The sequence below is a fragment of the Citricoccus parietis genome (assembly GCF_042433045.1).
Taxonomy (GTDB): Bacteria; Actinomycetota; Actinomycetes; order Actinomycetales; family Micrococcaceae; genus Citricoccus; species Citricoccus parietis.
Map to the genome: position 1 here is coordinate 37,527 of NZ_JBHLWH010000045.1, position 23,293 is coordinate 60,819.

Genomic DNA, 23,293 nt, shown 5'->3' on the forward strand with positions numbered 1-23,293 from the left:
GTTCGTTTCGGTGGGGGCGGTCGGTTCAGTGGTCAGGTGTACTCGGGGTCCCTATGCGCCGGGATCCGGGTCAGGCGTACACATCGAGTCCTCCCGTCCCGTCCCCGTCCCGGTCGCCGCTTCCGGGCTGGCGCTCGGTGCCGGTCGCGGCGGTCTCGGCACCGGGTCCCTCGGTCCCGGTTCCGGAGTGTCCGACGCCGGCCCCCTCCCGGTCTTTCCCCTCACCCGGGCGTCCGCCCGGGGAGGAGCCGGTGCCGTTCGGCGCGGCGTCCTTGGCGCCGGAGGACAGCTCCAGGGTTGCGCCGGGCTGGGCGGCGGCCAGTTCCCGGCGCAGCTCGGTGAGCACCACGCGCAGGTTCTCCCGGCCGGCCTCGGTGGCGGCGGTGATCTCCAGGCGGATGGCGCCGTCCCGGCTGGTGGCCTCGAGGGTGACCGGTCCGAGGGCCTCGGGGCTGATCCTCACGGTGGCCAGGTGGGTGCCGTCCGGCAGGGAGACGGCCCGGCCGGCGGCCTGCACCACGGGGGTGGAGAGCTGCTGGACGGTCCAGGCTCGCACCGACGGGGCCGGGGCCGCGGACTCGGCCGAGGGGGCCGGCACGGTCGCCGTCGCCGCCGTCGCCGGCACTGCGGCAGCGGTGATCGGTGCGGCGGTGATCGGTGCGGCCGGAGCCGTCGTCGTGCTCTGGCTGCCCGCCGTCGCGCTGGCCGGGCTGGACTGCTGGGACGCCGGGGTGGACCTCGTGGCGGAGGCAGTGGCAGTGGCGGTGACAGAGGCAGTGGCAGTGGCGGGGGCAGTGGCAGCGGCAGCCGGGTCTCCGGCCGCCCGGCCCGTGGCGGAGAAGGGGCCGGCGGTGGCCGGTGTGGCGGCTGTACTGCCGGTGGCACCCGCCGTGGTCTGCACGGGGCCCCCGGACACCACCGCTGGCGATGACGGCCCCTGCCCCGCGTGGGCCGGGTTCCGCCCCGGGTTGAAGACCGTGCTGGCGGGGTTCCCAGCCGCGGTGATGATCGTGGCCTGGACGGCGGGATTCGCCGCGCCCGGCACCGCGGGGATCGGCTGCGCGTCGCTGGCCTCGGCGGGCGCCTCGAGTCCCTCGGGGCCCTCAAGCTCCTCTGGACCGGCGGCCGCCGGGAACTCCGCGGATCCGGCGAGCTCGGCGGACGACTCGGCACCGGCAACCGGGTCCGACTGCCCCGCCTGGTCCGCCTGCTGTCCCACCGCGTCGAAGGAGACCGGCCGGGTGAACTCCCGCCCCTCACGCAACGGGGTGAAGCCCTCCGGCAGCACGGAGGCCGGCTCCGCGCCGGTCGACGCGTCGGCCGGGGCCGAGGCGTCGCGCAGGTGGTCGGCGAAGCTCGGTCCGCGGGAGCCGCCGCCAGCGTGACCGGAGCCGGACGGAGAACGGGACGAGTCCGGCGTCGGGCCGGGGATCATGGAACTCACAGGCGATCCGATCATGAGGAGGTTCCTGCCAGCTGCTCGAAGGCGGCGCGCGTGGAGCCGGCGTTGGAGGCCGCGCCGGAGCCGCCGGCGGGGGCCACGCGGCGGATGGTGTCGATGTCATCCCAGGAGAACAACGAGCGGATGGAGACGTCCTCGCCGGGCTGGGGCGCGTGCAGGATCTTGTTGTCCCCGAGGTAGATGGCGATGTGCTTGCCGTTGCGCATGCCGAGCAGGTCGCCGGGCTGGGCCTCGGCCAGGGAGCCGATCTCGGTGCCGACCTTCGCCTGGTCGCGGGCGACGCGCGGCATGTCCACGCCGAGCTCGTTCATGACGTACTTGACCAGCCCGGAGCAGTCGAAGCCCTGGGACGGGGAGTTGCCGCCCCACACGTAGGGGGTGCCGAGGTACTTCTTGGCGGTCTCCACGATCGCGTTCCCGGAGGCGGTGCCTCCGGAGGAGCTGGCGGAGTGGGCTGAGGACGCCGCGGAGGCGCCCGCGGTGGACCCGACGCCGGCCGCACCGGTCCCGGCGGCCGCCGCACCTGCCGCGGTGCTGGCGGACGTTCCCCCGAGGGCCTGGCGCAGCTGGGCGGCGAACTGGTCCTGGGCGGCCTGCTCGGCGGCGCTGCCCGGGACGGCCCCGGTGCTGGAGCCGATGATGCCGCTGGCGCCCGCCGTGCCGGTCAGGCCGGTGGCACCGGCGCTTCCCAGGGGCGTGCGGGCCTGCGGGGCCAGGGCGGTGAGGTTTGACTCGATCTGGGCCATGCGGGCCTCGACGGCGGCGATGGGCATCAGGACTCCCCCTCGGTGCGGGTCTTCTGGGCGTGCTGGGCGCTGGTCTTCTGGGCGTGCTGGGTGGAGGCGAGCTCGTCGAGCGCGTGCTGCTCGGCCTTGGCCTCAAGGACGCGCAGGCTCGCGTCGTGGCGTTCCTTGAGCAGCTCGACGCTGCGCCGGGACTGCCGGGCGAGCATCAGGGCCTTCTCGGCGGCCTGGACCTCGCCGTCGGCCACCTGCTGGGCGGCGCGGATCTCGGCCAGCTGGCGGGCGGCCGAGGCCCGCGCGATCCCGGCGGCCGCGAGCGCGGCCTGACCGCCGAGGTCCTCGAGCAGCTCCCGCTCGTCGGCGGCCCGGCGCTGCACGCCGCGCGCGGAGTGACGGGCCTGCGTGAGCTGCGCGGCGGCCTGGTCCTCCTGGATGCGGCGGACCTTGAGCAGGCTGGCGAGCCGGAACCCGGCCATCAGGCGGCCCGCCCGTCAGGGCCGGCGATCCCGGTGACACCGGGAGCGCCGTCAGCACCGGTGCCGAGCAGTCCGGCGAGCCGGCCCAGCCGGCCCCACGCCTCCGTCAGCGGGGTGGAGTCGTCCATGTCCTGGCGCAGGAAGGAGTCGATCTCGCCGCGGTGGGCCAGGGCGGCGTCGGCCAGCGGCCGGGTGCCGGGCACGTAGGCGCCCACGTCCACCAGGTCCTGCACGTCTCGCCGCTCGGCCATCGCCCGGCGCACGGCGGTGAGGTTCGCCTTGTCCGCTCCCCCGGTCACGGCGGAGGCCACGCGGGAGATGGAGGCCAGCACGTCGATCGAGGGGTAGTGCCCGGCCACGGCCAGGGAGCGTTCGAGCACAAGGTGGCCGTCCAGGATGGAGCGGGCGGAGTCGGCCACGGGGTCATTGTGGTCGTCCCCGTCCACGAGCACGGTGTAGATGCCGGTGACGGAGCCGCCGCGGTCCGTGCCGGCGCGCTCGAGCAGCTGCGCCAGCAGAGAGAACGTGGAGGGCGGGTAGCCGCGCGTGGCGGGGGGCTCGCCGGCGGACAGGCCGATCTCCCGCTGGGCCATGGCCACGCGCGTCAGGGAGTCCATCATCAGCACGGCGTGGCGGCCGGCGTCCCGGAAGTGCTCGGCGATCCGGGTGGCGGTGAAGGCGGCCTTGCGGCGCATCATGGCGGGCTCGTCGCCGGTGGCCACCACCACCACGGAGCGGGCCAGGCCCTCGGGGCCGAGGTCGTCCTCAAGGAAGCCGCGGACCTCGCGGCCGCGCTCGCCCACCAGCGCGATGACGGAGATCTCGGCGTCCGTGCCGCGCGCGATCATGGACAACAGCGAGGACTTGCCCACGCCGGAGCCGGCGAACAGGCCGATGCGCTGGCCGCGGCCCAGGGCGGTGAAGGTGTCCACGGCGCGCACGCCGGTGCCCAGCTGGGTGTTGACCGGGTCCCGCTCCAGGGCGTTCGGCGCGGAGCGGTGCACGCCGGCGAACTGCACACCGGTGATCGGGCCCTTGCCGTCGATCGGCCGGCCCAGGGCGTCCACCACGCGGCCGATCAGCCCGTCCCCCACGGGAACCTGCCCGCCGCGGTGGGCGCGCAGCACGGGGGTGCCGGCGGCCGGTGCCCAGCCGTCCGCCAGGGGCATCACGGTGGCCTCGGTGCGGTGCACGGCGATCACCTCGGCCTCCACTGCGCCCGGCTCCCCGGGTGCGCCGCCCACGGTGACCACGTCACCGACGGCCACGGCGAGTCCGCCGATGGTGGCCTGCAGCCCGCGCGAGGAGACCACGGTGCCGTGGGCCACGGGCGCGGCGAGCCGGCGGATCGACTCGACGTGCCGGTTCAGGCAGGCGGCGAGGTCCTCGGCGGAGAGGGCGGAGACGCGGGAGGTGGACAAGGCGCGGGTGGTGGCGGAGGAGACGGCGGTCGCGGTAGAGACGGTGGTGCTCATCGCGGGTTCTCCTCGGCGGCGTAGGCGCGCACGCGCCCCAGGGCGTCCTCCACGCCGGCCTCGAGCCAGCCGTCGCGGTAGACGGCCACGGCCCCGCCGCGCGGCAGGGTGGGATCGGCCTGAAGCACGACGCCGGCCGGCAGCCCGGCGGCGGAGGCCGCCGCGCGCTCGGCCTCGGGGTGCAGGCGGATGGCGTGCACGGGGGAGGGTGTGGAGGCCGTGAGCGCCCGGTGGATGGCGGCGCGGGCGGCCACGGAGGCGTCCGAGAGCTCGGCGCCGAGGATGATCTCGGCCACCTGGCAGGCGATCTCGAAGACGGTCTCCTCGGCCCGGTCCAGGGCGTGCTCCATGGAGGCGGTCAGCTGCGCGGCGGCGTGGCCGAGCGAGGCCAGGGTCTGCTCCGTGCGCTCCTGGGTGCTGCGCACCAGCCGCTCGTGCTCGGCGCTCCGGGTGGCCTCGAGGGCGTCGGCGTGCTCCTGGGCGGCTTTGAGACCGTCCACGTAGCCGCGGGAGCGGCCCTCGATCACGGCGGCGTCCACCACGGGCGAGGACACGACCTCCACGGGGGCCGCGTGGTACTCGGAGATCCGCAGGGAGCGCACGGCAGCATTCAGATCGGTACTGCGGTCGGCGAGTTGCTCAGACATACTCGTCCTCGTCCTGCTGCTGCTTGGAGAGGTTCAGATCCCCGGAGGCCTCGAGGTTGCGGACCTCGCGGACCACCTCGCCGCGGGCCTCCTCCACCTCGGAGGCGCGCAGCTTGGACACGGCCGCGGCCTCCTCGTTCAGGGCCACCGCGTTGCGCGAGGACATGTTCTGGCGGATCTTCTGCTCCAGCGCCGGGTTGGCCCCGCGCAGGGCCCGGGCCAGCACGTCCATCTTGAGCGAGCGCAGCACGAGCTGCAGGGAGACGTCGTCCAGCTTGATGAGGTCGGCGAAGGTGAACATGAGGTTCCGGACCTCCTCCCCCAGCTCGGGGTCGGTGGCGGACATGTACTCCAGCACGCCGCGCTCGGTGGCCGAGTCGGCGCGGTTGACGATCTCCACGAGGGACTGCACGCCGCCGATCGCCGCCTGCTCGCGGGCGGTGGCCACGGAGGAGACCCGGGACTTGAGGATCTCCGCCGTGACGCGGACGGCCTCGGTGCTCGGGGTGCCCATGGTGGCGATGCGGAAGGCCACGCCGTTGCGGACCGGCTCGTCCAGCCCGGAGAGCACCGCCGAGGCGGTGCGGGGGTCCAGGTTGGACAGCACCACGGCCTGGATCTGCGGGGTCTCCTCGTGGATGAGTGCCAGGATCTGGGTGGCGTCCATGGTCTCCAGGAACTCGAAGGCCTTGCCCGCCAGCACGCCGGCGGCGCGCTCCATCACGTCCCCGGCCTTGTCCTCGCCGAAGGCCCCGGAGATGAGCCGGCGGGCCAGGTGGGCGCCGCCGCGGGCCGGGGTGCGCCCGGACTCGACGATCACGGCCATCTCCGCCATCACGGCGTCCACGGTGTCCGGATCGGCGCTCTTCATACGCATGATCTCGGCGGAGATCTCCTGGGCCTCGTCCTCGTTGAAGTGGGACATCACCTGGGAGGCCACCTCGGGCTCCAGGTCCATCAGGAGCACGGCGACCTTCTGCACGCCGTTCAGCTTGAGGTCCGGTTTCATGCCATCTCCTTCGCTTCCATCAGGGCGCGCATCATCTCTGCGGTCTTGGCCGGGTCGGTCTGGGCCGCGTGGTGGACCTTCTGGGAGGCGCTCGGCCCGTCCGGCAGCGGCTCCAGCGGCTTCGGCACCGGGATGATCGAGGACAGGGCCTGGGTGGGCGGCTCCGGGGTGGCGATCACGGGCATCTGGCCGGTGTCCGGTCCGGTGGAGCGGTCCAGCAGGGCCGGGGCCGGGGCGGTCTCGCCGAGGTCCTCGAGGGTCTCCACGGTCCGGCGGCGGCGCAGCATCATCCACACCACGAACCCGACCAGCAGGACGGCGGCGGCGATCCCGTAGAGAATGATGTCCCGCACCAGCCGGTCCTGGGCGGCGGCTGCCTCCGCGGCCTCCGCGTCCGCCAGGGCCTGGGCGGCCTCGGCGGCGCCGGCGGTGGAGAACGGGATGATCTCCACGGTGACGAGGTCCCCGCGCTCGGGGTCCAGCCCGGCCGCGGTGGAGACCAGCTCGGTCACCTGGGCGTCCGTCAGGCCGCCCGCGGCGGCCGAGTCCACGGCCACGGCGACCGTCTGGCGCTCGACGTCACCGGCCGGCGTCGTGGTGGAGGTGGTGGTCTTGTCCACCGCGTTGGTGCGGGACTCGGAGCCGGAGGTGAAGTTGCCGTTGCCGGTGGCGCCGGCGCCCGTGTTGGCCACGTTGTCCGGGCCGAGCACGCCGGTCCCGGCGGGGGTGCCGGCGCCGGTGTAGTCCTCGGTGGCGGTCTGCTCGGTGAGCGCCTGCACGCCGCCCTCCGGAGTGGTGAACTCCTCGGAGACGGTCTCGGAGGCGGAGCGGGTGGTGGCCACCGTGGCGGCCACGGTGGAGTTGCCCGGGCCCACCAGGTTGTCCAGGACCTTCTGCACGTTGGCGGTGACGGCACCGGAGCGCTCGTCCTCTCCCCCGGCGGTGTCCAGCGGGCCCTCGCCCACGGCGGAGAGGACCTTTCCGGTGGAGTCGACGACGGCCACGTCAGTGGGGTCCATGCCCTCCACCGAGGCGCTGGCCAGGTGCACGATCGCCTGGACCTGCTGGTTGGACAGGTCCCCGCGCGGGCTGGAGACGAACACGGAGGCGGTGGGGGTGCCCTGCTCGGAGGCGAAGACGGTCTCCTCCGGCATCGCGAGCTTCACCGAGGCCTGCTCCACGCCGTCCATCTGGCCGATGGTGGCGGCGAGCTCACCCTCCAGGGCGCGCTTGTAGGTGGTGTCCTGCTGGAACTCGGAGGAGGTGATGCCCACCTCGTCCAGCAGGTTGTAGCCGGTGCCGCCGCCCGAGGGCAGGCCGGCCGCGGCCGCGGAGAGGCGCTGGTCGTAGACGGCCTCGTCCGGCACCAGGATGGTGGTCCCGCCGTCGTGGAGCTCGTACTCCACGCCGGCGGACTTCAGCTGGTCCACCACGGCGGCCGCGTCCGAGGAGGACAGCCCGGTGAACAGCGGGGACAGGGTGGGCTTGGCGGCCTGGGTGGCGGCGAAGACACCGCCGGCCACGAGGGCCACGGCCAGCATCGAGGCGATGATGCGCTGGCCGATGGACATCTCGGAGAGCTTGGCACCGAGGTTCTGGAACCAGCCGGCAGCACCGGAGGCGGCGCGGCGGCCCGAGGGCAGGGACGAGGTGGAGAGGCTCATGGGGTCAGGCCTGGATTCTCATGAGTTCGTTGAAGGCCTGCAGCCCGCTGTTGCGCAGCGCGACCATCAGGTCCATGGTCGCGGAGGCCTCGGCGGCGGCGATGGTGGCCTGGTGGATGTCCTCGAGGTCCCCCGTGACAGCCTGCAGGTTCAGCGTGTCCCGCTCCCCCTGCAGGGCCTGCAGGGAGTCGACCTGGCCCGCGAGGGCGGAGCTGAAATCGGCGCCCGGGGTGTCGGTGGTCCCGGTGACGCCGGCCAGCGCATCGGTGACGGGGGCACCGGCGGTGGCGGCCGACGTCGGGCTGGTGGGGTTCACGGCGGGCGTGCTCGGCAGAGAGGGCATGACTGGCATGCTCGCGATAGCTCCGATGGAGTCGATGGGCATCAGTTGCGTCCGATCTCGATACCGGCCTGGTAGACCGTCTTGGCCTTGTCCACCACTTGGGCGGCGAGGGAATAGGAGCGTTGGGCCATGATGAGGTTGCCCATCTCCACGCCCATGTCGATGTCCGGGCGGCGGACGTAGCCCTCCTCGTTGGCCTCGGGGTGGTCGGGCTCGTAGCTCAGTTGGCCCTCGGCGTCCCCGTACTGCACGGAGGTGACCTGCACGCCCTGGTTCCCGGCGGCCGGGGCCACCTCGAGGTAGCGGGACTGGAAGGCGTCCCCGTCCGCGTTGGTCACAGTGTTGATGTTGGCCAGGTTGTCCGCCGTGGCGTCGATCCACCGGCGGTTGGCGGACATGGAGGTCCCCGCGATCCCGATCGCGTCGAAGGCGGGCATCAGGAGGTCCTCGCGGCCGTGGAGACGCCGGAGAGCTTGGACTTGATGGCCTGGGAGGCGAACTGGTAGCTGAGCACCGTGGCCTCGTTGGAGAGCACCTCGGTGTCCGCGTTGACGTTGTTGCCGTTCAGCTGGGTCGGCTCGAGGGAGGGCGCCGCGGTGGGGGCGGCGCGGCCGTCGCCGGCGGCGATCGAGGCAGCCAGCTGGCCCTCGAACTGGACCTTGGTGGCCTGGAACTGCGGCGTGTTGACGTTGGCGAGGTTGTTGGCGATGGCACGCTGGCGCGCGGCCAGGCCGTCGAGCGCCGACTCCAGCGCGTTGACCGTGACGGACATCCGTTCCCCTTCCCCTGGGCCCGTGTGGGGATGCGGGCCCGTGAGTGCACTCGTTGTTCTGCTGCCTCTTTCGCCTTCGGGAAGGAGACATGCGCAGAACGGCGGACTCGGGCGGCCGGTTCTGTTTCCGGACGCTCCGAAGTCCCTATGCGGGCAGGTGCGGGGTGGGGGCGCGTTTTGCGCGGGGGTGCCGTCCGCCTCCCCTTACGAGCACGCTTGCGGGTGGCTGAGCTGGCGTGTCTCGACCGTTGGCGTACTCATAACATGGGGGGCATCACAGCGGCCGAAGGGGACGACGCCGGCCGGGCCGGTGGCGCTCTCAGGCTCCGGTGTCGAGGTAGGCGGCGGTCGCGCCGCGGTTCGCGCTGGTCATGCGCTGCGCCTGGGCGGTGGCCTTGAGGGACCGGGCGATGCCGTCCTGCTCGGTGCGCATCTTCCGCAGGGCCACTGAGAGCCGGGTGGTCAGGTGGGCCATGCGGCGCTGCAGGTGCTCGGGCGGGGTTCCGGCCGGGCGGGCCTCGAGTTCCTCGGGCAGCGGGGCGGGGTGTCCGGCGTCGAGCCAGGCTTCGAGGTCGTTGGCCAGGGTCTCCCAGGCGAGGTCTGCCAGGACGGACTCGTGGGCGGCGCTGGCCGCGGTGACGGCGGTGGAGCCTCGGCGGAAGGGGGTGGCCAGGCTCATGCTGACTTGGCCGCCTGTTCGAAGGCCTCGGCCACGGGGGTCAGCAGTTCGATGGCGCGCAGGGCAGCGTTGGCGTCCGAGTTCTGGTTGGCGGAGGCGATGGTCTGGAGGCAGAAGGTGTAGAGGGACTTGAGGTCGGCGGCTCCGGCCCAGGCGTTAACGTCCAGGGTCCCGTCCAGCTCGGAGAGGATCGACTGGGCGTGGATCAGGTGGCCGCTGGCCGCGCCGGTCTGGCCCTGCTGCAGGTCCGTGGCGGCGCGGTGCAGGTCCAGGATGAGGCGCTGGAAGAGCTTGATGGTGAGCTGCGCCGGGGTGGCGGTCATCAGCTCGCGGCGCCGCATCTCCTCGATGGGGTTGCGCTGGGTGGTGCCCAACATGGTGTGCTCCTGGGGGTCAGAGTGGTTCGGGGGTGAGACGGCGGATGCTTCGGTGCCGGGACTACTGCTGGTTAGCCGCGGCGTTGTTGGTGTTGATCTGGCCGGAGAGGTACGTCGAGAGGGAGTTGGCCTTGGCGATGGCCAGCTCCATGGCGGTGAACTGGGCGCGCAGGGTGGTCTCGCGCATCTCCAGGCGGCGGAGTGCGGAGTCGATCCCCTCCTGGGTGCGCTGGTTCTCTGTCACGCGGGACTCGATGGACTTCGTGAGGATGCCGTCGTACTTGTCGGAGATGGAGCTGGCGGCCTCCTGGACGCGTCCGGCCAGGGCGGCCAGCGCGGTCCCGACGGCGGCCGGGTCATCGGTGAGCGCCTGTTTCAGTTTTTCCGTGTCGATCTCCAGCCGGCCGTAGCGGTCGGGCTGGACGCCGAACCAGGCCTGGGAGGTGCCGTCCTCGGTGCGGACAGCGGCGCTGAAGATCTTGTCGTTGATGGACCGGACGGTGGAGTCGCCGACGAACATGCCGGCGCTCGTGGTGGACCCGGAGCTGCCGGAGCCCGGGGTCACCGTGGTGACGGAGCCGATGGCGTTCAGTAGGCCGTTGATCTGCTTGAGGAGCTTCTCGGCCCGCTCGGTGGCGGCCTGGGGATCGTTGGCCGCCGAGGCGGTAACGGTCTCCCCGACGGCCTTCGCGGTCACGGTGACGGAGACGCCGGTCGCCAAGTCGGAGAACTCGTTGGTGGCCGAGGTGACCACCTGCTCGGCGCCGGTCCCGGGGAACAGCGTAATCTGCGCATCCGCGGCGGCGGAGGTGACGGCTCCGCCGGCGCCGAAGATGTCGGTGCCGTTGGCCGTGGCCGTGAAGGCCGCCTCGGCACCGGTGTCCCGGCTGGTCAGCTGCAGACGATAGAGGGTCTTGCCCTCGGGATCGGAGCCGGCCTTGATCAGGGTGGCGTCCACGCCCAGTTCGGCATCGCCGTTGACGGCGTCCACCAGGGAGGTGAGGCTGTCCCCGGTGAAGTCCGCGGTGGTGCCGTCGGCACGGGTGATGCTGAGGGTCTCACCGTTCCAGTCGGAGAGTGGTGCGGAGACGCCCGATTGCTTGGAGGCGGCGGCGTCCACCCGGAAGTCCAGGGTGGCCGGGGTGGCGCCGTCGTCCACGGTGACGGTGACGTTCTCACTCGTGGAGGAGCCGGTCGCCGGGCGGAAAGCGGCGGCGGTGGAGTACTCCTTGGCCAGCTCGGCCAGGGAGGCGATCTGGGAGTTGAGGGCACGCAGGCCGGAGATGCGGGCCTCGTTCTCGGCGAGTTTGTTCTCCATGAGGGTCACGGGGGCCCGTTCCACGGAGATGAGGGCACCGATGAGCTCGGTGGTGTTGAGCCCGGAGGCCAGTCCGTCGAAGCTGATGCCTGCCATGGTGCCGGTCCACTCCTCGTCGATGTCTCTGTCGGTGTCTCTGTGGCGGTCCGGTGACTGCTGGACCACCCGGTGTGGTGCCTATGCACCGTCCCCAGAGGCGGCCGCCTCCGGATTCTCCCCGGTGACGACCGCCTCTGGGTGTCAGATGCGGTGCGTGTGTGAAGCTGCCGCTGCTGTCAGGATCAGCGGAGCAGCTGCAGGACGTTCTGCGAGGCCTGGTTGGCCTGGGCCAGCATGGCCTGGGAGGCCTGCTCCTTGATGTTGGCGGCAGACTGCTTCACGATCTCCTTGGCCATGTCCACGTCGCGGATGTTGGACTCGGCGTTGGTCAGGTTCTCGGCGGTCACGTTGACGTGCTTCAGGGTGTGCTCGAGGCGGTTCTGCACGGCACCGATGTTGGAGCGCTCCTCAGAAACGGTCTTGATGTGACCGTCCAAAGCCGTGATTGCGGCAGCAGCACCAGCGGCTGTAGAGAAGTCCAGGGCGGGGACAGCGGGGTCGGCTGCAGCGTCGCCGCTGATAGCCGAGGCGATGGCACCCAGGTCGGTGGTCAGATCGAGGGTGATCTGATCGTTGCTGGTGCCGGGGACGACGGGATCCGCATCAGGATCACCGCCGGTGAGGCCATTGGCACCAACCTGGAAGTTGTAGGAGTTGGTGCCGTTCAGCAGGTCATTGCCATTGAACTTGATGGACTCCGACATGCGAGACAGCTCATCCGTCAAGGCGGTGACTTCTTCAGTGATGGCCGCTCGCGCCTCAGTGTTGAGGGCATCGTTACCGGCCTGAACAGCGAGGTCACGTACGCGCTGCAGGATGTCGTGGGCGGCGGAGAGGCCACCTTCAGCGGTCTGGGCCATGGAGATGGCGTCGCCGATGTTGCGGGCGGCGACCTCGAGGCCGTTGGACTGGGAGCGCAGGCCCTCGGCGATGGACAGGCCGGCGGCGTCATCTGCGGCGCGGTTGATGCGCAAGCCGGAGGACAGCTTCTCCATGGAGGAGGCCTTCTCCTCGGAGGCGATGCTCATCATGCGGTAGGTGTTGTTGGCGGCGACGTTGGTGTTGATGACAGACATGTCATTTCTCCTTGGTGCAAAGTGTGGGGTTCTGGTCCGCGGACCCATTCCTGCGGACCCGACACCAGACTTATCGGCACGGCCCGGGAGTTTTTTCACCCCGGCCGAAACTTTTCTGAAGTTGTGAATTGCTACGCGAAACGCCGTACCTGCGGCACGATCCCGCCGCGCATCGCTCCCCCGGCGGCGGCCAGGAACTGTTCCCGGCCGGCGGCGGGCACAGAGGCTGCCACGGGAACAGCAGGATTAACAGAGAGAGCAGAGCCGAGCACGTCCTGCAGCAGGGCCAGCCCCCGCTTCTTCTCCTTGGAGACGGTCGCATCTGAGACGCCCAATGCAGCAGCCACCTCTCCCTGCGCCATCCCCTGGAAGTAGTGCATCTCCATCACCTGACGCGTCCGCTCCGGCAAAGCCTCCACTGCACGGTGCAGCAACAGGTTCTTCTCGGCGTCGAGCACCTGCTTCTCCGGACCGTCGTCGGCCGCGGCCAACACCTCCGAAAGGGAGTCGTCCAGGTGCGTCTGGGACTTGGACCCCTCGGCCACCATCACGCGAAGCTCCTCCACGGAGACGCCCAAGGCCACTGCGAGCTCGGAGTCCTCCGGCATCCGTCCCAGGGAATGGGTCAGCTGCGCGCGGGCCTTCTCCAGCCGCTTGGCCTTGTCGCGGCCGCGGCGCCCCATCCAGTCGAGGTGCTGCAGGAACTCCTGGATGGCCCACCGGATCTTGAGGTGGGCCCACGTGGAGAACTGGGTGCCGGCGTCGGGGTCCCAGGTGTCCGCGGCGAGGACGAGGCCCTCCAGGCCGACCGAGACCATCTCATCCCGCTCCACCATGGGGTACTTGTGGTGCATCTCGGACACCGCGTAGCCGACCAGGGGGATGTTCTGCTCCACCAGGTCGTTCCGTGCTGTTCTCATGCCCGGCTACCCTCCATCGCTGCTGACATGCTGTCCTAGAGCAGGTGCCCGAAAGCACCCACGGAGAAGGACATGCGCAGAAATCGCCGGCCGGGGGTCAAAAGTTGGTCCATGTGTACCGATAACAAGGATCAGCCGGGACACCAGAGGTCCCACCGGCACCCGCCGGCGGTGTGAAAGGTACGAGAATGCACGCAGATGAACTGTCCAACGAGCTGTGGCGCGAGCGCGGCATCCTGGAGAACCTGCTGTACAAATTCACCACGCAGCGCCTGCTCGTCACCAACGGCGAGTCCCGCTGGCTGGGCCGCTGCACCGCGGAGATCGAGGCGCTGAAGAACCAGCTCTCCACCACGCAGCTGACCGTGGACGTGCTCTCCTCCTCCCTCGCCCAGCAGTGGGGCATGACCACCGAGGGCTCCCCCACCCTGCGCGAACTGTTCACCGCCGCCCCCGCCGACGGGCCGTGGGCCGGGATCCTCCAGGACCACCACGCGGCTATCGTGAGCTTGGCCGAGGAGATCCGCACCGTCTCCGAGGAGAACGCCCGCTTCCTCAAGGCCGCCAACATCTCCCTGCAGGAGGCCGGCCAGCAGACCGGCCCCGCCGTCACTTACACGGCCGCCGGCTCCGCCGCCCCCACCTCGGGCGCGGCCATCATCGACCGCCAGGGCTGAACGGCAGGCATAGGGACATCATGGGACTGAGCACCTTCCACTCGCTGAACACCGCCGCGCGGGGCCTCGAGGCCGCCCGCGCGCAGATCGCGATCACCGCGCAGAACACGGCCAACGCCGGCACCGTGGGCTACACCCGCCAGTCGGCGCAGCTGCAGTCATTGCCGGGCGTGCAGCCCACCGGGCTGTTCACCAACCCCACAGGGGCGGGTCAGGGCGTGGAGGTGGCCGGGATCGGCCGCTCCGCCTCCGAGATGCTGAACACCCAGGTCCGCCATGCCCTCGGCCAGTCCGGGTACCAGCAGGTCCGCGCTGAGGCCTTCTCCGGCGTGGAAGACGTGCTGCGCGAACCCGGTGACGCCTCCGTCTCCACGGTCATCAGCGCCTACCACGCCGCCTGGCAGGACTACGCCAACAACCCCGGTGACACCGGTGCGGGCACCGCCCTGCTGGAGGCCTCCAAGTCCCTGACCGGCCGGCTCAGCTCCGACTTCCAGAAGCTGGAGAACCAGTACTCCGCCCAGGAGGCCGGGCTGGCCGCCGAGGTGAACCAGGTCAACTCGCTGGCCGAGCAGCTGGCCCAGATCAACGGGACCATCCGCTCCACCGGTGCCGCCGGCGGCTCCACCAACGAGCTGCTGGACTTCCGCGACCAGATCGCCGAGCAGCTCTCCGCCCTCACCGGTGGTCAGCTGCGGCCCGCCGCGGACGGCACCGGCGAGTTCCTGGTCGGTGGCAACGCGCTGGTCTCCGGGGAGACCGCCCACGGTCTTGAAGTGGGCAAGGACGCGGACGACTTGCCGATGGTCCAGTGGAAGCACCGGCCGGGCTCCGCCGGGCTCGACGGCGGCTCGCTCGCCGGCCGCGTGGCCGTCCTGTCCGATTCCGGTCCCCTCGCGAAGGCCATGGAGCAGTACAACGAGACGGCCGAGGCGATCGCCACCAGCACCAATGCCGTGTACTCCACCGCTGCAGCGGCCGACGGCAGCACGGGCCACACGTTTTTCGAGGTCAACGGTGACCCCGCGGCCAAGAACCTGGGAATCCTGGTGACGGGCCCGGAGGCCATCCTCCACGCGGCCGCCGGCGCCGGTGCGATGGACGGCTCCGTGGCGGACCAGATCTCCGCCACGGGCGGCGAGGTCCTCGGCGACTGGTCAGGCTACGTCTCCGGCGTGGGCTCCCAGTCCCGCAGTGCGCTGGACGGGCTCACGCTGGCCGTGGGCAGCGAGTCCTCGGCGCGGGCCTCCCAGCAGTCCATGGCCTCTGTGGACCGGGACGAGGAGGCCGTGAACCTGGTGACCTTCCAGCATGCCTACCAGGCTTCGGCCCGGGTCCTGACCGCCGTGGACGAGATGCTGGACACCCTGATCAACCGCGTGGGTCTGGTGGGCCGCTGAACCGCCTGAGGACGGGGTTTCCCACCGAATGACAGACCGGGTGAAAAACTGCGCCCGACTGTACCGATGACTGATGCAGAACACCCCGGAAGGAAGGTGAGATGACCATGATGCACCGTGTGACCTCGTCCATGACGACGGCTGCGACGCGCGCCAACCTGCAGGACTCCGCCAAGACGCTGGCCGAGTTGCAGAACAAGGCCGCCTCCCGCCAGGCCATCTCCCGCCCCTCCGACGATCCCGCCGGCACCCGCACCGCCATGGCCGCCCGCGCCGAGATCGCCCGCACCACCCAGTACGATCGCAACCTGCAGAACGCGGACACCTGGATGCGGACGGTCGACTCGGCCCTGCAGTCCGGGCTGGACATCATGGCCCGCATCCAGGACCTCACCCTGGCCGCGGCCAACGGAACCGTGAACCAGGCCGGCCGGGACGCCAGTGCGGCCGAGGTGGACCAGCTGCGCACCGAGCTGCTCTCGGTGGCCAACACCCAGGTGCTGGGCCGCAATGTCTTCGCCGGCACCTCCGCTGAGAGCGCCGCATATGTTGATGGAACCCCTCCGACGTGGACCGGTACCCCGGGTGCCGCCGTGGAGCGCCGGATCTCGGACAGCACCACCATCCAGGTCGATGTCCCGGGCGAGCAGGCCTTCGGCGCTGACACCGAGGGAACGAGTTCCGTGTTCACCGTCCTGGACAAGCTGTCCGAGGCGCTGCGCTCCGGCGGTGACCTCTCTGGGTCCATCGGCACCCTGGAGAACTCCCGCCAGCAGATGTCGGACGCCCTGACCGCCTCCGGCGCCCGCCACGCCACCGTGGGCCGCACCCTCCAGGCCACCCAGATGCGGCTCACCGAGCTCGAGGCCACGCGGATGTCCACGGAGGAGGCGGACCTGGCCGAGGCCGCCGTCGATCTTCAGATGCAGCAGCTGAACTACCAAGCGGCACTGGCCGTCTCCGCCCAGGCCCTGCAGACCTCGCTGCTGGACTACCTGCGGTAAACCCGCCGGTGCGTAGGCCCCGGGGGGAAACTCACACCGCGCGGAGGTGACGCTCTCCCGCGAGGGAACCGGCCGACGTCGTGCCCGGGGTGCCGCCAGCGGACAGACCGGCACCCGGGATCTCCACGCCGGCACCGAGGATGCCGCGGATGAGGCCGTCCAGGCCGTCCCGCACCTCCTGGTGGGTGGTGCCGAGCGGTGCCTCCGGGAAACGGACCATCGCCTGGTAGGCGTCCCACGCGCCGGCCAGCGTCTGCTCGCGCTCGGCGAGCTTCTCGGAGTGGGTGGCCGCGCCGGCGGTGTCGAAGGCGGAGAACGCCTCGAACTCCTCGGCCAGGAACGCGTCCACCACGGCGTTGACGCAGGTGCGCCAGCCGGCGGGCTTGCGGCCGTTCTTGAGCACCGGGGCGAACTCTTTGACGGCGGCGCGGAAGGCGCGCACGGAGGGGCGGTCCGGGCGGGCGCGGTCGGCCAGGGCCTCCACGGCGATCGTGTGCGCGATCGCCGGGTCGCGGGAGACCAGCTCGAACAGCTGGGCCTTGGAGTAGTCGTCCCACAGGGCCATCAGATCCTGATCAGCATGGTCGAACAGGCCCTGCCAGCCGTGGATGCGGTTCAGGCATGCGAGCATGGCCTGCGCGGAGCGGTGCGCGGCCTTGGGGTCGGCCTCCAGCAACGGCAGGGCCCGACGCCGGACGCGCACCTCGGGGCGCACCGGTTCCGGCAGGTTGAAGGCGAACCTCAGGGCGGCCGAGCCGGCCGCGGTGCGGGCGATGCCGCGGTGGTGCGAGGCCTTGGAACGCAGCCACTCGGTGGCCTCCTCCAACATCATGCGTTGGGCGAGGCCGGCGTCTTCCGTGCCGAGCCCGTCCACACCGATGCCGGGGGCCGTGGCCTGGGTGAACGCGTATGCGGCGGCGGTGACCTTGCCGTCCTCCGCGCCGGTGGGGGCCACGAGTTCCTGGCGGGCCGCCGTGCGGTTGTGGATGTTGCGCAGCACCGACTTGCGGGTGGCGCGCAGGGTCTGCCGGGCCCAGCCCGTGATGGAGGCACCGCGGGCGCGCTCGAGGTCGAAGAACGCCTCGGGTCCCTCCTCGGTGATCCGGCGGAACAGGAACTCGTCGAACTCCGCGGCCACGTCCTGACTCAGCTGGGGTCCGGAGGCCAGTCCGTAGTGCCAGGTCTGGTACTCCCGGGAGACCTCGTGGGAGATGCCGGACCCGGTGAGGATCCCCGCGATCTGCTGACGGGTCTGGTGTTCGCTCAGGTGGCCGGCGGCCCATCGGTCGATGAGGTCACGGCACGCGGAATCGGTCTGAAGGTTCTCTGCTCGCACGAACAAGGTGTGTGCGGCACTTTGTCCATTGCGTCATCCGCTTATGTGACGTTGATCACACGCACCCGCGCGCCTCTTAACGCGCTTTGAGGGTAGAGATCACTAGTGATCTCTACCCTCAAAGCGGAGGGGTCAGGCGTGGTGGATGCCGAGCTGATCGGCCAGGACGCGCTTGGCCAGCGTACGGACCTTGCGGATCTGGGCCGCGGCGGAGGCCTGCGGCAGTCCCAGCTGCTCGGACACCTCGCGCGGGGTCAGCACCCGCTGGTCGCCCTCGGATGAGTAGACGCCGGAGAGCCAGCAGGCGGCGACGTCGGCCGTCACCCCGCCGATGGTCCTCGCCTTGGCGATGACGGCGGCCACCAGTCGCGGCCCCTCAGTCGGGTGCAGAAGTCCACCATCGGGGGTCATGGCGGCCAGCTCGAGATCGTGGATGTCCGCGGCCGGGCGCGTGAGGTTGAGCTCGCCGGCGTGGCAGAGCATGCCCTGCTTGGCGGCGTCCTTGCGGGTGGCGGCCATGCGGAGGTTGTGCTCGGCCTCCACCTCGCGGTCGGTCGGCTCGAGGCCGTGGGCGGCGCGCATCTCATCCCGCAGCTGGTTCAGCTGGCGCACGCGGCGGCTCAGGGAGATCATCCCGGAGGCCGGGGACAGGTGGCGGTCCGCCCAGGCGCGCACCGTGGCGCGGGCCCGCACGTGCAGCAGGCCCTCCCAGTTGGAGATCTCCTCGATCTGCGCCGGGGTGGCGAGCAGCTCCTCCACGAAGGTCACGGCCTCCATGGCCACGAGCTGCTCCACGTCCTCGCGGTGCGTGGCGTAGGGCATGCCGAGGGTGCGGCACAGGCGGTGGGCCAGCAGCCGGTAGAGCTTGCGGCGGGAGGCGATGAAGTCGTCCCGCAGGGCGGTGCGCTGCGGGGACGGGCGACCGCTGGCGATCATCCGCAGCTGATCCAGGGTAGAGGTCTCCAGGGCGGCGTCCGCCGTGGTGATCAGCTCGGTATCCAGCTGGTCGGCGCCGCCGGGGGAAACGGGGCCACGAGACGTGCAGACGATGGTGGTCAACGGGCACCCCTGTTCGTCTCCGGGTCGATCAGCACGGACCGGGCCATCGGATCGGACCCCACGTTCAGGGCGGCCTGGGCCCGCGCGGTGGACAGCTTGTCCTGGGGGTGCTCGAGACGGTAGGCCGCCACGATCTCGTCCAGGGTGGCACCGGGCATCTGGGCGGCCACGCGGCGGACCTTGGGCCCGATGCGGGGGTCGCCGATAGCACGGCGGATGTGGTCCTCGGCATCGCGACGCAGATTGCGACTGAGGTACATCAACGGATCCACCTTGGCGAAGCGGTCTGGACGCAGGCAATGCTCCAATAACCGCGACACGCTGGCGTCTTCAGCAGAATCCACTGCCGTCTCCCCTACCATCATGACGTTCACCACCTGTTCGATCCCCGTCTCGTGCAGCACGGCCTGGACCCGTCCGGAGAGCGCGCCGATCTCATGGCTCACTGCGGAGTGGGCCTTGTGAACGGTGGCGGTGACGAACGGTTCGAGACTGAACAGCAATTGCCACTGGGAATGACGGCCTGCGCGCACGAGGTCATGGAGACCTTCGACGGTGTAGCGGTGGATCCCGGGGGCGGAATAGTTACCGTCAGAAACTATAGCGTTCAAGCTCGTGACACGCGAGGGATTTTTCGCCCGCTGAGAATTGTTCGGTCGAAGTTCACCCGGGTGGCTCAGGTCACCGGAATCTGCCCACCCCATGGAGTGTGCCGTCCACCGGTACGGACGTTCCGGGCCCTCAGGCCCTTCCACGCGGATCAGGGCGTCATTGCCGCCCCAATCCAGGCGAACGGGCATGAGCAGGGTCTCCCCTGACTCGTGGTCACGACCCTTCCGGCCGATCTCCATCGCCGGAAGACGCCAGTCCCACGCCGGCAACAGGACCAGGGTGCGAGGCCCGGCCCCGTTCTCGGCGACGGTCCCAGGGGCAGCTCCGGCGGTAGGTCCGGCGGCGAGCAGCTGCTCAGCCGCCCTCCCCCAGAGGATCGATTCGAGGTGGGAACACAGGGATTCGAGCGTCGGGTGCCGACGCGGAGCGCTCCCGCCCCCGTCCGGCGCCCCTGCGCTCAGTACCTGTGCCTCAACCATGCCGACCCTATGCACAACCCGACGCCCCGGCGGTCGATTAGCGCATAGGCCTTCCGTGCCCCACCCCATCGCGCCACCTAGTCACGCCGTCGGTCAGAGTTGTCCGCACTTGACCACTACGCAGAAGCCGGTAGAGTGCGCGGCTTCGGCGTACCACAGAGTAAACTTGACACATACAGCAATCCCCTGCTGCGGAAGGCACCTGCAACAGAAGAGAGTGGGTGGAAACCTTGCCGATTCGTGACGCCGTCTCCCGGTGGACCATCACCCGATGCGATCCGCTCGTCGTGCATGCCTATCGCGAAGCTGCCGATGACGAGTTGCGCACCACGTCCGCCGATTTCCCGGACTGGTTCGCCATCTGGGCCTCCGGCGTGCTCGCCGACCTGATCGAGACCCTGGATCCGGAAGACCCCTGGCGGAACACCATCGTCAACGGCGCCGGCGCGGTCGTCCTGCCCGATGGTTCGGCCTTCGGGACCTGGCACAACGCGACCGACCTCCTGCCGTTGCCCCCGGAAGGCGACCCTGCGCTGGATGTGGGACTGGCCGCCGTCGCGCAGCCCCTCTCCGCCGAGTCCGCGCTCCTGTGGCATGCGGCCCAGGCGGGCCGCGATCAGGCGCGGGAGCAGCTGCTGACCATCGAGGTGGGCGGCGCGTACCCCGTGGCCGCCCCGGTGATCGAGCGCGCCATGTTCCGCCGCCGCGTGTTCATGGGCCAGGAGGACGCCTACATCCCGCAGGTCTGCACCGACTGGTCCAAGCGCGCGGACCTGATCACCAACGGCCAGCCTTGGGACGAGGCCGGCGCCGCCCGACTGCGCGTCGGTTCCCGCGTGGAGCCCGGCAGCTGGCGCCTCCTCGCCTGATTTCTCCGATCACACTTCCCCGTTCCATCTGAGTCTCACAAATTGCCCCTCTTCACCCGTGATCAGGGCCAATACGTGTGACTCAGCTGAAGGGGTTCAGGCGTCGGGGCCGCAGAGCGGGATGCGGACCGTGAAAGTGGAGCCCACGTCCTTCTCCGAGGACACGAGGATCTCCCCGCCGTGGGCCCGCACGAAGCCCTGCGTGATGGCCAGCCCCAGGCCGGTGCCCGGGATGGCCGCCTTGCGCACGTGCTCGGTCCGGTAGAAGTTCGTGAAGAGCTTCCCCCGTTCCGCCGCCGTCATCCCGAAACCGGTGTCCCGGACCACCAGCTCGGCCCATTCCCCGCCGCCGTCCACGCCGCCCACACCACCCAGCTGGCGAAGCGAGACGGTAATGGAGCCGCCGGAGGGCGTGTACTTGATGGCGTTGGACAGCAGGTTGTCCACCACCTGGCCCATCTTGACCGGGTCGGCCTTCGCGTCCATCCGGTCCGGGAGGTCCGCCTGCAGGCTCAGCCCGGCCTTCTTGGTCTGGACCTCCACGGACTCCGCGCTGTTGCGCACCAGCCGCGCCAGGTTGACCTCTTGCACCGTGACCTTGGAACTGTTCGCAGCGGAGTCCAGCAGGCTCGTCACGAGCCCCAGCAGTCGCTCCGCGTTGCGCTGGGAGGTATTCAGGAACTTCCGCACGATCGGGTCCAGGTCCTCCTCCAGCGCGACATCCAGGTAGCCGATGATCGAGGTCAACGGCGTGCGGAACTCGTGGGAGACCTCGGCCACGAACCTATCCCGGGTCTGGATGGCGTCCATCAGATCCGTGACGTTCTGGAAGACCACCACGGTGCCGTCGAAGTTGTCCTCCTCGTCATACATCGAGGAGGCCGAGACGGAGAGGTGCTGCTGGGCGCCGTCCGTGCCGATCGCGATGATGCGGCCGCGGTAGTCATGACCCTGGAGAGCCTGAGTCACGGGACGATCCTCTGCCGGGATGGGCGTGACGCCGTCCGCCTCGAAGAGCAGCAGCTCGTGTTCGGCGCCGTCGTCCCGGCCGGGCGGCAGGCCGATGAAATGGGTGCGCCGTTGGGCCTGGTTCATCAGGACGTCGTGGCCGTCCCCGTCCACCACCAGGATCCCGACGTCCGAGGTCTCCACCACCGCCTGCAGCAGCCTGTTCTGCGTCTTGGACGAATCCAGCGCCGCGCCGAGATCCCGGCGCTGACGGTCCATGCTGCGGGTCAGAACACTGGCCGCCACGGCCAGGGCCAGCATGATGAACGGCACCACGACCGGCCGGTGCAGGTCGTAGTCGATGAGGCTTTCGGCAAAGGCGGGTGTACCCGGCAGGTACGGCCACCACGTGACGGCGGCGCTGCCCACGAAGCCCAGGATCACGCCGATCACCGGGTAGATCCCGGACCAGGCGAGCCAGAAGACGGGAAAGGCCGAGAGCATGACCATGCCGTCCAGGCCGTGCCGCGCGGAGGCCCATATCGGGGCGATGGCCACGAAGTCCAGGAGCGGGATCACCCAGTAGACCACCGGCGGGAGCCGACCCCAGGGCACCACACCGGCCAGCACGGTCAACAGGGCCACCCCGCCCACTCCGCCCAGGAAGTACGGGTGATCCGTCATGATGTGGGGATGGAACACCGCCACGGCCACCACGATCAGTGCGACGGACAGCGTCAGCGGCATCTGAGAGAGCAGCACGCGTCCTCGCAGGGAGAACTGACCGAAGTGCCTGCGCCCCTCGGCGGCCTCGGCCGGGGGCAGTGTTGTCGGGGTAGCGAGTGACACGGCAGGGCTCCGTTCGTTGCGGGGCATGAGACGCCCCTACTACACGATAGCCTTAGACCAAACAATGCTTTGGGGGTGTTTCGCGTGGAGGATCGTCGTGTCGCCGTCGTCGTCGAGGATGACGAGGACATCCGCGGGCTCATGGTGGCCCTGTTGGGCCAGTCCGGCTTCGAGGTGATCGCCGCCGCCAATGGCACCGACGGGGTCACCGCCGTCCACGAGTTCGATCCCGTGTTGGTGACGGTGGACCTGGGCCTTCCGGACATCGACGGCTACGAGGTCACCCGCCGGTTGCGCCGCTTCACCGACGCCTATGTGGTCATGCTGACCGCGCGCAGCGAGGAGATCGACACCCTGATGGGTCTCGACGCCGGTGCGGACGACTACCTCACCAAGCCGTTCCGGCCGCGCGAGCTACGGGCCAGGATCGAGGCCATGATGCGCCGCCCCCGCGGCGGTCAGGCCTCCGGTCAGGACAGTGCCGCCCCCATCCTTTCCACCAGGGGCTCGACGCCGGCCCCGACACCTTCCGCGAACCACGGCCAGGTTCCCGCCACGGCACCCAGTGCGACGCCGGCGACCCCGGCCGCCGGAGTACCGGTGGTTCCAGCGGCGGCCGGCGGGCCGACGTCGGGCCCGGTGTCCGTGCCCGGCACCGATGCCGGCCTGGACCTGGACGGGCTGAGGCTCTTCCCCGACCTGCACCATGTGGAGACGGAAGGGCGCGCGATCCCCCTGACGCCGACCGAGTTCCTGCTGCTGGAGACGCTGATGCGCAGCGGCCGGGTGGTGCGGTCCAAGGCGGAGCTGTCCCGGATCATCCGCGGGGACGAGCCGGACCATGGGAGTTACGTCTCCGCTGCGGACGAGCGGACCGTGGAGGTGCATCTGGGCAACCTGCGGCGCAAACTGGGGGACGCCCCGAAGTCTCCACGCTGGGTGCAGACGGTGCGCGGGATCGGCTACCGGATGGCGGGCAGCCCGCAGCTGGTCGGTTAGC

24 protein-coding genes are annotated in these 23,293 nt (G+C 70.6%); 5 read left to right on the forward strand and 19 right to left on the reverse strand.

The window, feature by feature from the left end:
• Positions 1–70: 70 nt before the first annotated feature.
• The 15 genes from ACFFIO_RS15640 to ACFFIO_RS15710 form a co-directional block, all read right to left on the reverse strand.
• Positions 71–1,459 (reverse strand): flagellar hook-length control protein FliK, encoded by a 1,389-nt coding sequence (locus ACFFIO_RS15640; RefSeq protein ID WP_378043252.1) that lies wholly within the window; start codon positions 1,457–1,459, stop codon positions 71–73.
• Positions 1,456–2,235 (reverse strand): C40 family peptidase, encoded by a 780-nt coding sequence (locus ACFFIO_RS15645; RefSeq protein ID WP_378043256.1) that lies wholly within the window; start codon positions 2,233–2,235, stop codon positions 1,456–1,458. Before ACFFIO_RS15645 ends, ACFFIO_RS15640 begins: the two co-directional genes overlap by 4 nt.
• The gene (locus ACFFIO_RS15650) at positions 2,235–2,681 is read right to left on the reverse strand and encodes a flagellar FliJ family protein (protein ID WP_378043258.1); all 447 of its coding nucleotides are present in this window, start codon (positions 2,679–2,681) and stop codon (positions 2,235–2,237) included. Before ACFFIO_RS15650 ends, ACFFIO_RS15645 begins: the two co-directional genes overlap by 1 nt.
• Positions 2,681–4,156, reverse strand: coding sequence for a FliI/YscN family ATPase (locus tag ACFFIO_RS15655; protein ID WP_378043260.1), 1,476 nt, complete (start codon positions 4,154–4,156; stop codon positions 2,681–2,683). The genes ACFFIO_RS15650 and ACFFIO_RS15655 overlap by 1 nt, the downstream gene beginning before the upstream one ends.
• Complete coding sequence (locus ACFFIO_RS15660; RefSeq protein WP_378043262.1) at positions 4,153–4,803, reverse strand: FliH/SctL family protein; 651 nt, start codon at positions 4,801–4,803, stop codon at positions 4,153–4,155. The genes ACFFIO_RS15655 and ACFFIO_RS15660 overlap by 4 nt, the downstream gene beginning before the upstream one ends.
• Positions 4,796–5,812: a flagellar motor switch protein FliG gene (fliG, locus tag ACFFIO_RS15665; protein WP_347920450.1), complete on the reverse strand. Its 1,017-nt coding sequence runs from the start codon at positions 5,810–5,812 to the stop codon at positions 4,796–4,798. Before fliG ends, ACFFIO_RS15660 begins: the two co-directional genes overlap by 8 nt.
• Positions 5,809–7,476, reverse strand: coding sequence for a flagellar basal-body MS-ring/collar protein FliF (gene fliF, locus ACFFIO_RS15670; RefSeq protein ID WP_378043264.1), 1,668 nt, complete (start codon positions 7,474–7,476; stop codon positions 5,809–5,811). The genes fliG and fliF overlap by 4 nt, the downstream gene beginning before the upstream one ends.
• Positions 7,477–7,480: 4 nt before the next feature.
• On the reverse strand, positions 7,481–7,819 hold the full coding sequence (fliE, locus tag ACFFIO_RS15675; RefSeq protein WP_378043266.1) for a flagellar hook-basal body complex protein FliE: 339 nt from the start codon (positions 7,817–7,819) through the stop codon (positions 7,481–7,483).
• A 41-nt stretch (positions 7,820–7,860) separates the two neighbouring features.
• Positions 7,861–8,256 (reverse strand): flagellar basal body rod protein FlgC, encoded by a 396-nt coding sequence (locus ACFFIO_RS15680; protein ID WP_378043268.1) that lies wholly within the window; start codon positions 8,254–8,256, stop codon positions 7,861–7,863.
• The gene (locus tag ACFFIO_RS15685; RefSeq protein WP_378043269.1) at positions 8,256–8,591 is read right to left on the reverse strand and encodes a flagellar basal body rod protein FlgB; all 336 of its coding nucleotides are present in this window, start codon (positions 8,589–8,591) and stop codon (positions 8,256–8,258) included. Before ACFFIO_RS15685 ends, ACFFIO_RS15680 begins: the two co-directional genes overlap by 1 nt.
• A gap of 319 nt (positions 8,592–8,910) precedes the next feature.
• Complete coding sequence (locus tag ACFFIO_RS15690; RefSeq protein WP_378043271.1) at positions 8,911–9,270, reverse strand: hypothetical protein; 360 nt, start codon at positions 9,268–9,270, stop codon at positions 8,911–8,913.
• The gene (locus ACFFIO_RS15695; RefSeq protein WP_378043273.1) at positions 9,267–9,647 is read right to left on the reverse strand and encodes a flagellar export chaperone FliS; all 381 of its coding nucleotides are present in this window, start codon (positions 9,645–9,647) and stop codon (positions 9,267–9,269) included. Before ACFFIO_RS15695 ends, ACFFIO_RS15690 begins: the two co-directional genes overlap by 4 nt.
• A gap of 61 nt (positions 9,648–9,708) precedes the next feature.
• Positions 9,709–11,061 (reverse strand): flagellar filament capping protein FliD, encoded by a 1,353-nt coding sequence (gene fliD, locus ACFFIO_RS15700; protein WP_378043275.1) that lies wholly within the window; start codon positions 11,059–11,061, stop codon positions 9,709–9,711.
• 185 nt (positions 11,062–11,246) lie between these two features.
• The gene (locus ACFFIO_RS15705; RefSeq protein WP_378043277.1) at positions 11,247–12,140 is read right to left on the reverse strand and encodes a flagellin N-terminal helical domain-containing protein; all 894 of its coding nucleotides are present in this window, start codon (positions 12,138–12,140) and stop codon (positions 11,247–11,249) included.
• A 131-nt stretch (positions 12,141–12,271) separates the two neighbouring features.
• Positions 12,272–13,060 (reverse strand): sigma-70 family RNA polymerase sigma factor, encoded by a 789-nt coding sequence (locus ACFFIO_RS15710; RefSeq protein WP_378043279.1) that lies wholly within the window; start codon positions 13,058–13,060, stop codon positions 12,272–12,274.
• A gap of 188 nt (positions 13,061–13,248) precedes the next feature.
• Here ACFFIO_RS15710 and flgN point away from each other — a divergent pair, with 188 nt between their 5' ends.
• The 3 genes from flgN to flgL all read left to right on the forward strand — a co-directional run bounded on the left by flgN (position 13,249) and on the right by flgL (position 16,141).
• Entirely contained in the window at positions 13,249–13,737 is a 489-nt protein-coding gene (gene flgN / locus ACFFIO_RS15715; RefSeq protein ID WP_378043280.1) for a flagellar export chaperone FlgN, read from the forward strand.
• Between the two features lie 20 nt (positions 13,738–13,757).
• The gene (gene flgK / locus ACFFIO_RS15720) at positions 13,758–15,137 is read left to right on the forward strand and encodes a flagellar hook-associated protein FlgK (RefSeq protein WP_378043282.1); all 1,380 of its coding nucleotides are present in this window, start codon (positions 13,758–13,760) and stop codon (positions 15,135–15,137) included.
• Between the two features lie 101 nt (positions 15,138–15,238).
• The gene (gene flgL, locus ACFFIO_RS15725) at positions 15,239–16,141 is read left to right on the forward strand and encodes a flagellar hook-associated protein FlgL (RefSeq protein ID WP_378043284.1); all 903 of its coding nucleotides are present in this window, start codon (positions 15,239–15,241) and stop codon (positions 16,139–16,141) included.
• Positions 16,142–16,172: 31 nt separating this feature from the next.
• Here the strand turns inward: flgL and ACFFIO_RS15730 are convergent, their stop codons facing one another.
• The 3 genes from ACFFIO_RS15730 to ACFFIO_RS15740 form a co-directional block, all read right to left on the reverse strand.
• A complete protein-coding gene (locus ACFFIO_RS15730; RefSeq protein WP_378043285.1) occupies positions 16,173–17,477 on the reverse strand; it encodes a hypothetical protein in 1,305 nt (434 codons plus the stop codon).
• 132 nt (positions 17,478–17,609) lie between these two features.
• On the reverse strand, positions 17,610–18,536 hold the full coding sequence (locus ACFFIO_RS15735; protein WP_378043287.1) for a hypothetical protein: 927 nt from the start codon (positions 18,534–18,536) through the stop codon (positions 17,610–17,612).
• Positions 18,533–19,627: a hypothetical protein gene (locus tag ACFFIO_RS15740; RefSeq protein ID WP_378043289.1), complete on the reverse strand. Its 1,095-nt coding sequence runs from the start codon at positions 19,625–19,627 to the stop codon at positions 18,533–18,535. The genes ACFFIO_RS15735 and ACFFIO_RS15740 overlap by 4 nt, the downstream gene beginning before the upstream one ends.
• A gap of 230 nt (positions 19,628–19,857) precedes the next feature.
• Between ACFFIO_RS15740 and ACFFIO_RS15745 the strand changes: the two genes are divergently transcribed.
• Positions 19,858–20,496: a hypothetical protein gene (locus ACFFIO_RS15745; protein WP_378043290.1), complete on the forward strand. Its 639-nt coding sequence runs from the start codon at positions 19,858–19,860 to the stop codon at positions 20,494–20,496.
• Between the two features lie 96 nt (positions 20,497–20,592).
• Here ACFFIO_RS15745 and ACFFIO_RS15750 read toward each other — a convergent pair whose 3' ends face one another.
• On the reverse strand, positions 20,593–22,293 hold the full coding sequence (locus ACFFIO_RS15750; protein ID WP_378043292.1) for a sensor histidine kinase: 1,701 nt from the start codon (positions 22,291–22,293) through the stop codon (positions 20,593–20,595).
• Between the two features lie 84 nt (positions 22,294–22,377).
• Here ACFFIO_RS15750 and ACFFIO_RS15755 point away from each other — a divergent pair, with 84 nt between their 5' ends.
• A complete protein-coding gene (locus ACFFIO_RS15755; protein ID WP_378043293.1) occupies positions 22,378–23,292 on the forward strand; it encodes a response regulator transcription factor in 915 nt (304 codons plus the stop codon).
• Position 23,293: the final 1 nt, after the last annotated feature.

Excerpts from the sequence above, each read along its gene's own strand:
- ACFFIO_RS15640 (WP_378043252.1), bottom strand. The coding sequence starts at position 1,459 with ATGATCGGATCGCCTGTGAGTTCCATGATCCCCGGCCCGACGCCGGAC.
- ACFFIO_RS15645 (WP_378043256.1), bottom strand. The coding sequence starts at position 2,235 with ATGCCCATCGCCGCCGTCGAGGCCCGCATGGCCCAGATCGAGTCAAAC.
- ACFFIO_RS15650 (WP_378043258.1), bottom strand. The coding sequence starts at position 2,681 with ATGGCCGGGTTCCGGCTCGCCAGCCTGCTCAAGGTCCGCCGCATCCAG.
- ACFFIO_RS15655 (WP_378043260.1), bottom strand. The coding sequence starts at position 4,156 with ATGAGCACCACCGTCTCTACCGCGACCGCCGTCTCCTCCGCCACCACC.
- ACFFIO_RS15660 (WP_378043262.1), bottom strand. The coding sequence starts at position 4,803 with ATGTCTGAGCAACTCGCCGACCGCAGTACCGATCTGAATGCTGCCGTG.
- fliG (WP_347920450.1), bottom strand. The coding sequence starts at position 5,812 with ATGAAACCGGACCTCAAGCTGAACGGCGTGCAGAAGGTCGCCGTGCTC.
- fliF (WP_378043264.1), bottom strand. The coding sequence starts at position 7,476 with ATGAGCCTCTCCACCTCGTCCCTGCCCTCGGGCCGCCGCGCCGCCTCC.
- fliE (WP_378043266.1), bottom strand. The coding sequence starts at position 7,819 with ATGCCCTCTCTGCCGAGCACGCCCGCCGTGAACCCCACCAGCCCGACG.
- ACFFIO_RS15680 (WP_378043268.1), bottom strand. The coding sequence starts at position 8,256 with ATGCCCGCCTTCGACGCGATCGGGATCGCGGGGACCTCCATGTCCGCC.
- ACFFIO_RS15685 (WP_378043269.1), bottom strand. The coding sequence starts at position 8,591 with ATGTCCGTCACGGTCAACGCGCTGGAGTCGGCGCTCGACGGCCTGGCC.
- ACFFIO_RS15690 (WP_378043271.1), bottom strand. The coding sequence starts at position 9,270 with ATGAGCCTGGCCACCCCCTTCCGCCGAGGCTCCACCGCCGTCACCGCG.
- ACFFIO_RS15695 (WP_378043273.1), bottom strand. The coding sequence starts at position 9,647 with ATGTTGGGCACCACCCAGCGCAACCCCATCGAGGAGATGCGGCGCCGC.
- fliD (WP_378043275.1), bottom strand. The coding sequence starts at position 11,061 with ATGGCAGGCATCAGCTTCGACGGACTGGCCTCCGGGCTCAACACCACC.
- ACFFIO_RS15705 (WP_378043277.1), bottom strand. The coding sequence starts at position 12,140 with ATGTCTGTCATCAACACCAACGTCGCCGCCAACAACACCTACCGCATG.
- ACFFIO_RS15710 (WP_378043279.1), bottom strand. The coding sequence starts at position 13,060 with ATGAGAACAGCACGGAACGACCTGGTGGAGCAGAACATCCCCCTGGTC.
- flgN (WP_378043280.1), top strand. The coding sequence starts at position 13,249 with ATGCACGCAGATGAACTGTCCAACGAGCTGTGGCGCGAGCGCGGCATC.
- flgK (WP_378043282.1), top strand. The coding sequence starts at position 13,758 with ATGGGACTGAGCACCTTCCACTCGCTGAACACCGCCGCGCGGGGCCTC.
- flgL (WP_378043284.1), top strand. The coding sequence starts at position 15,239 with ATGACCATGATGCACCGTGTGACCTCGTCCATGACGACGGCTGCGACG.
- ACFFIO_RS15740 (WP_378043289.1), bottom strand. The coding sequence starts at position 19,627 with ATGGTTGAGGCACAGGTACTGAGCGCAGGGGCGCCGGACGGGGGCGGG.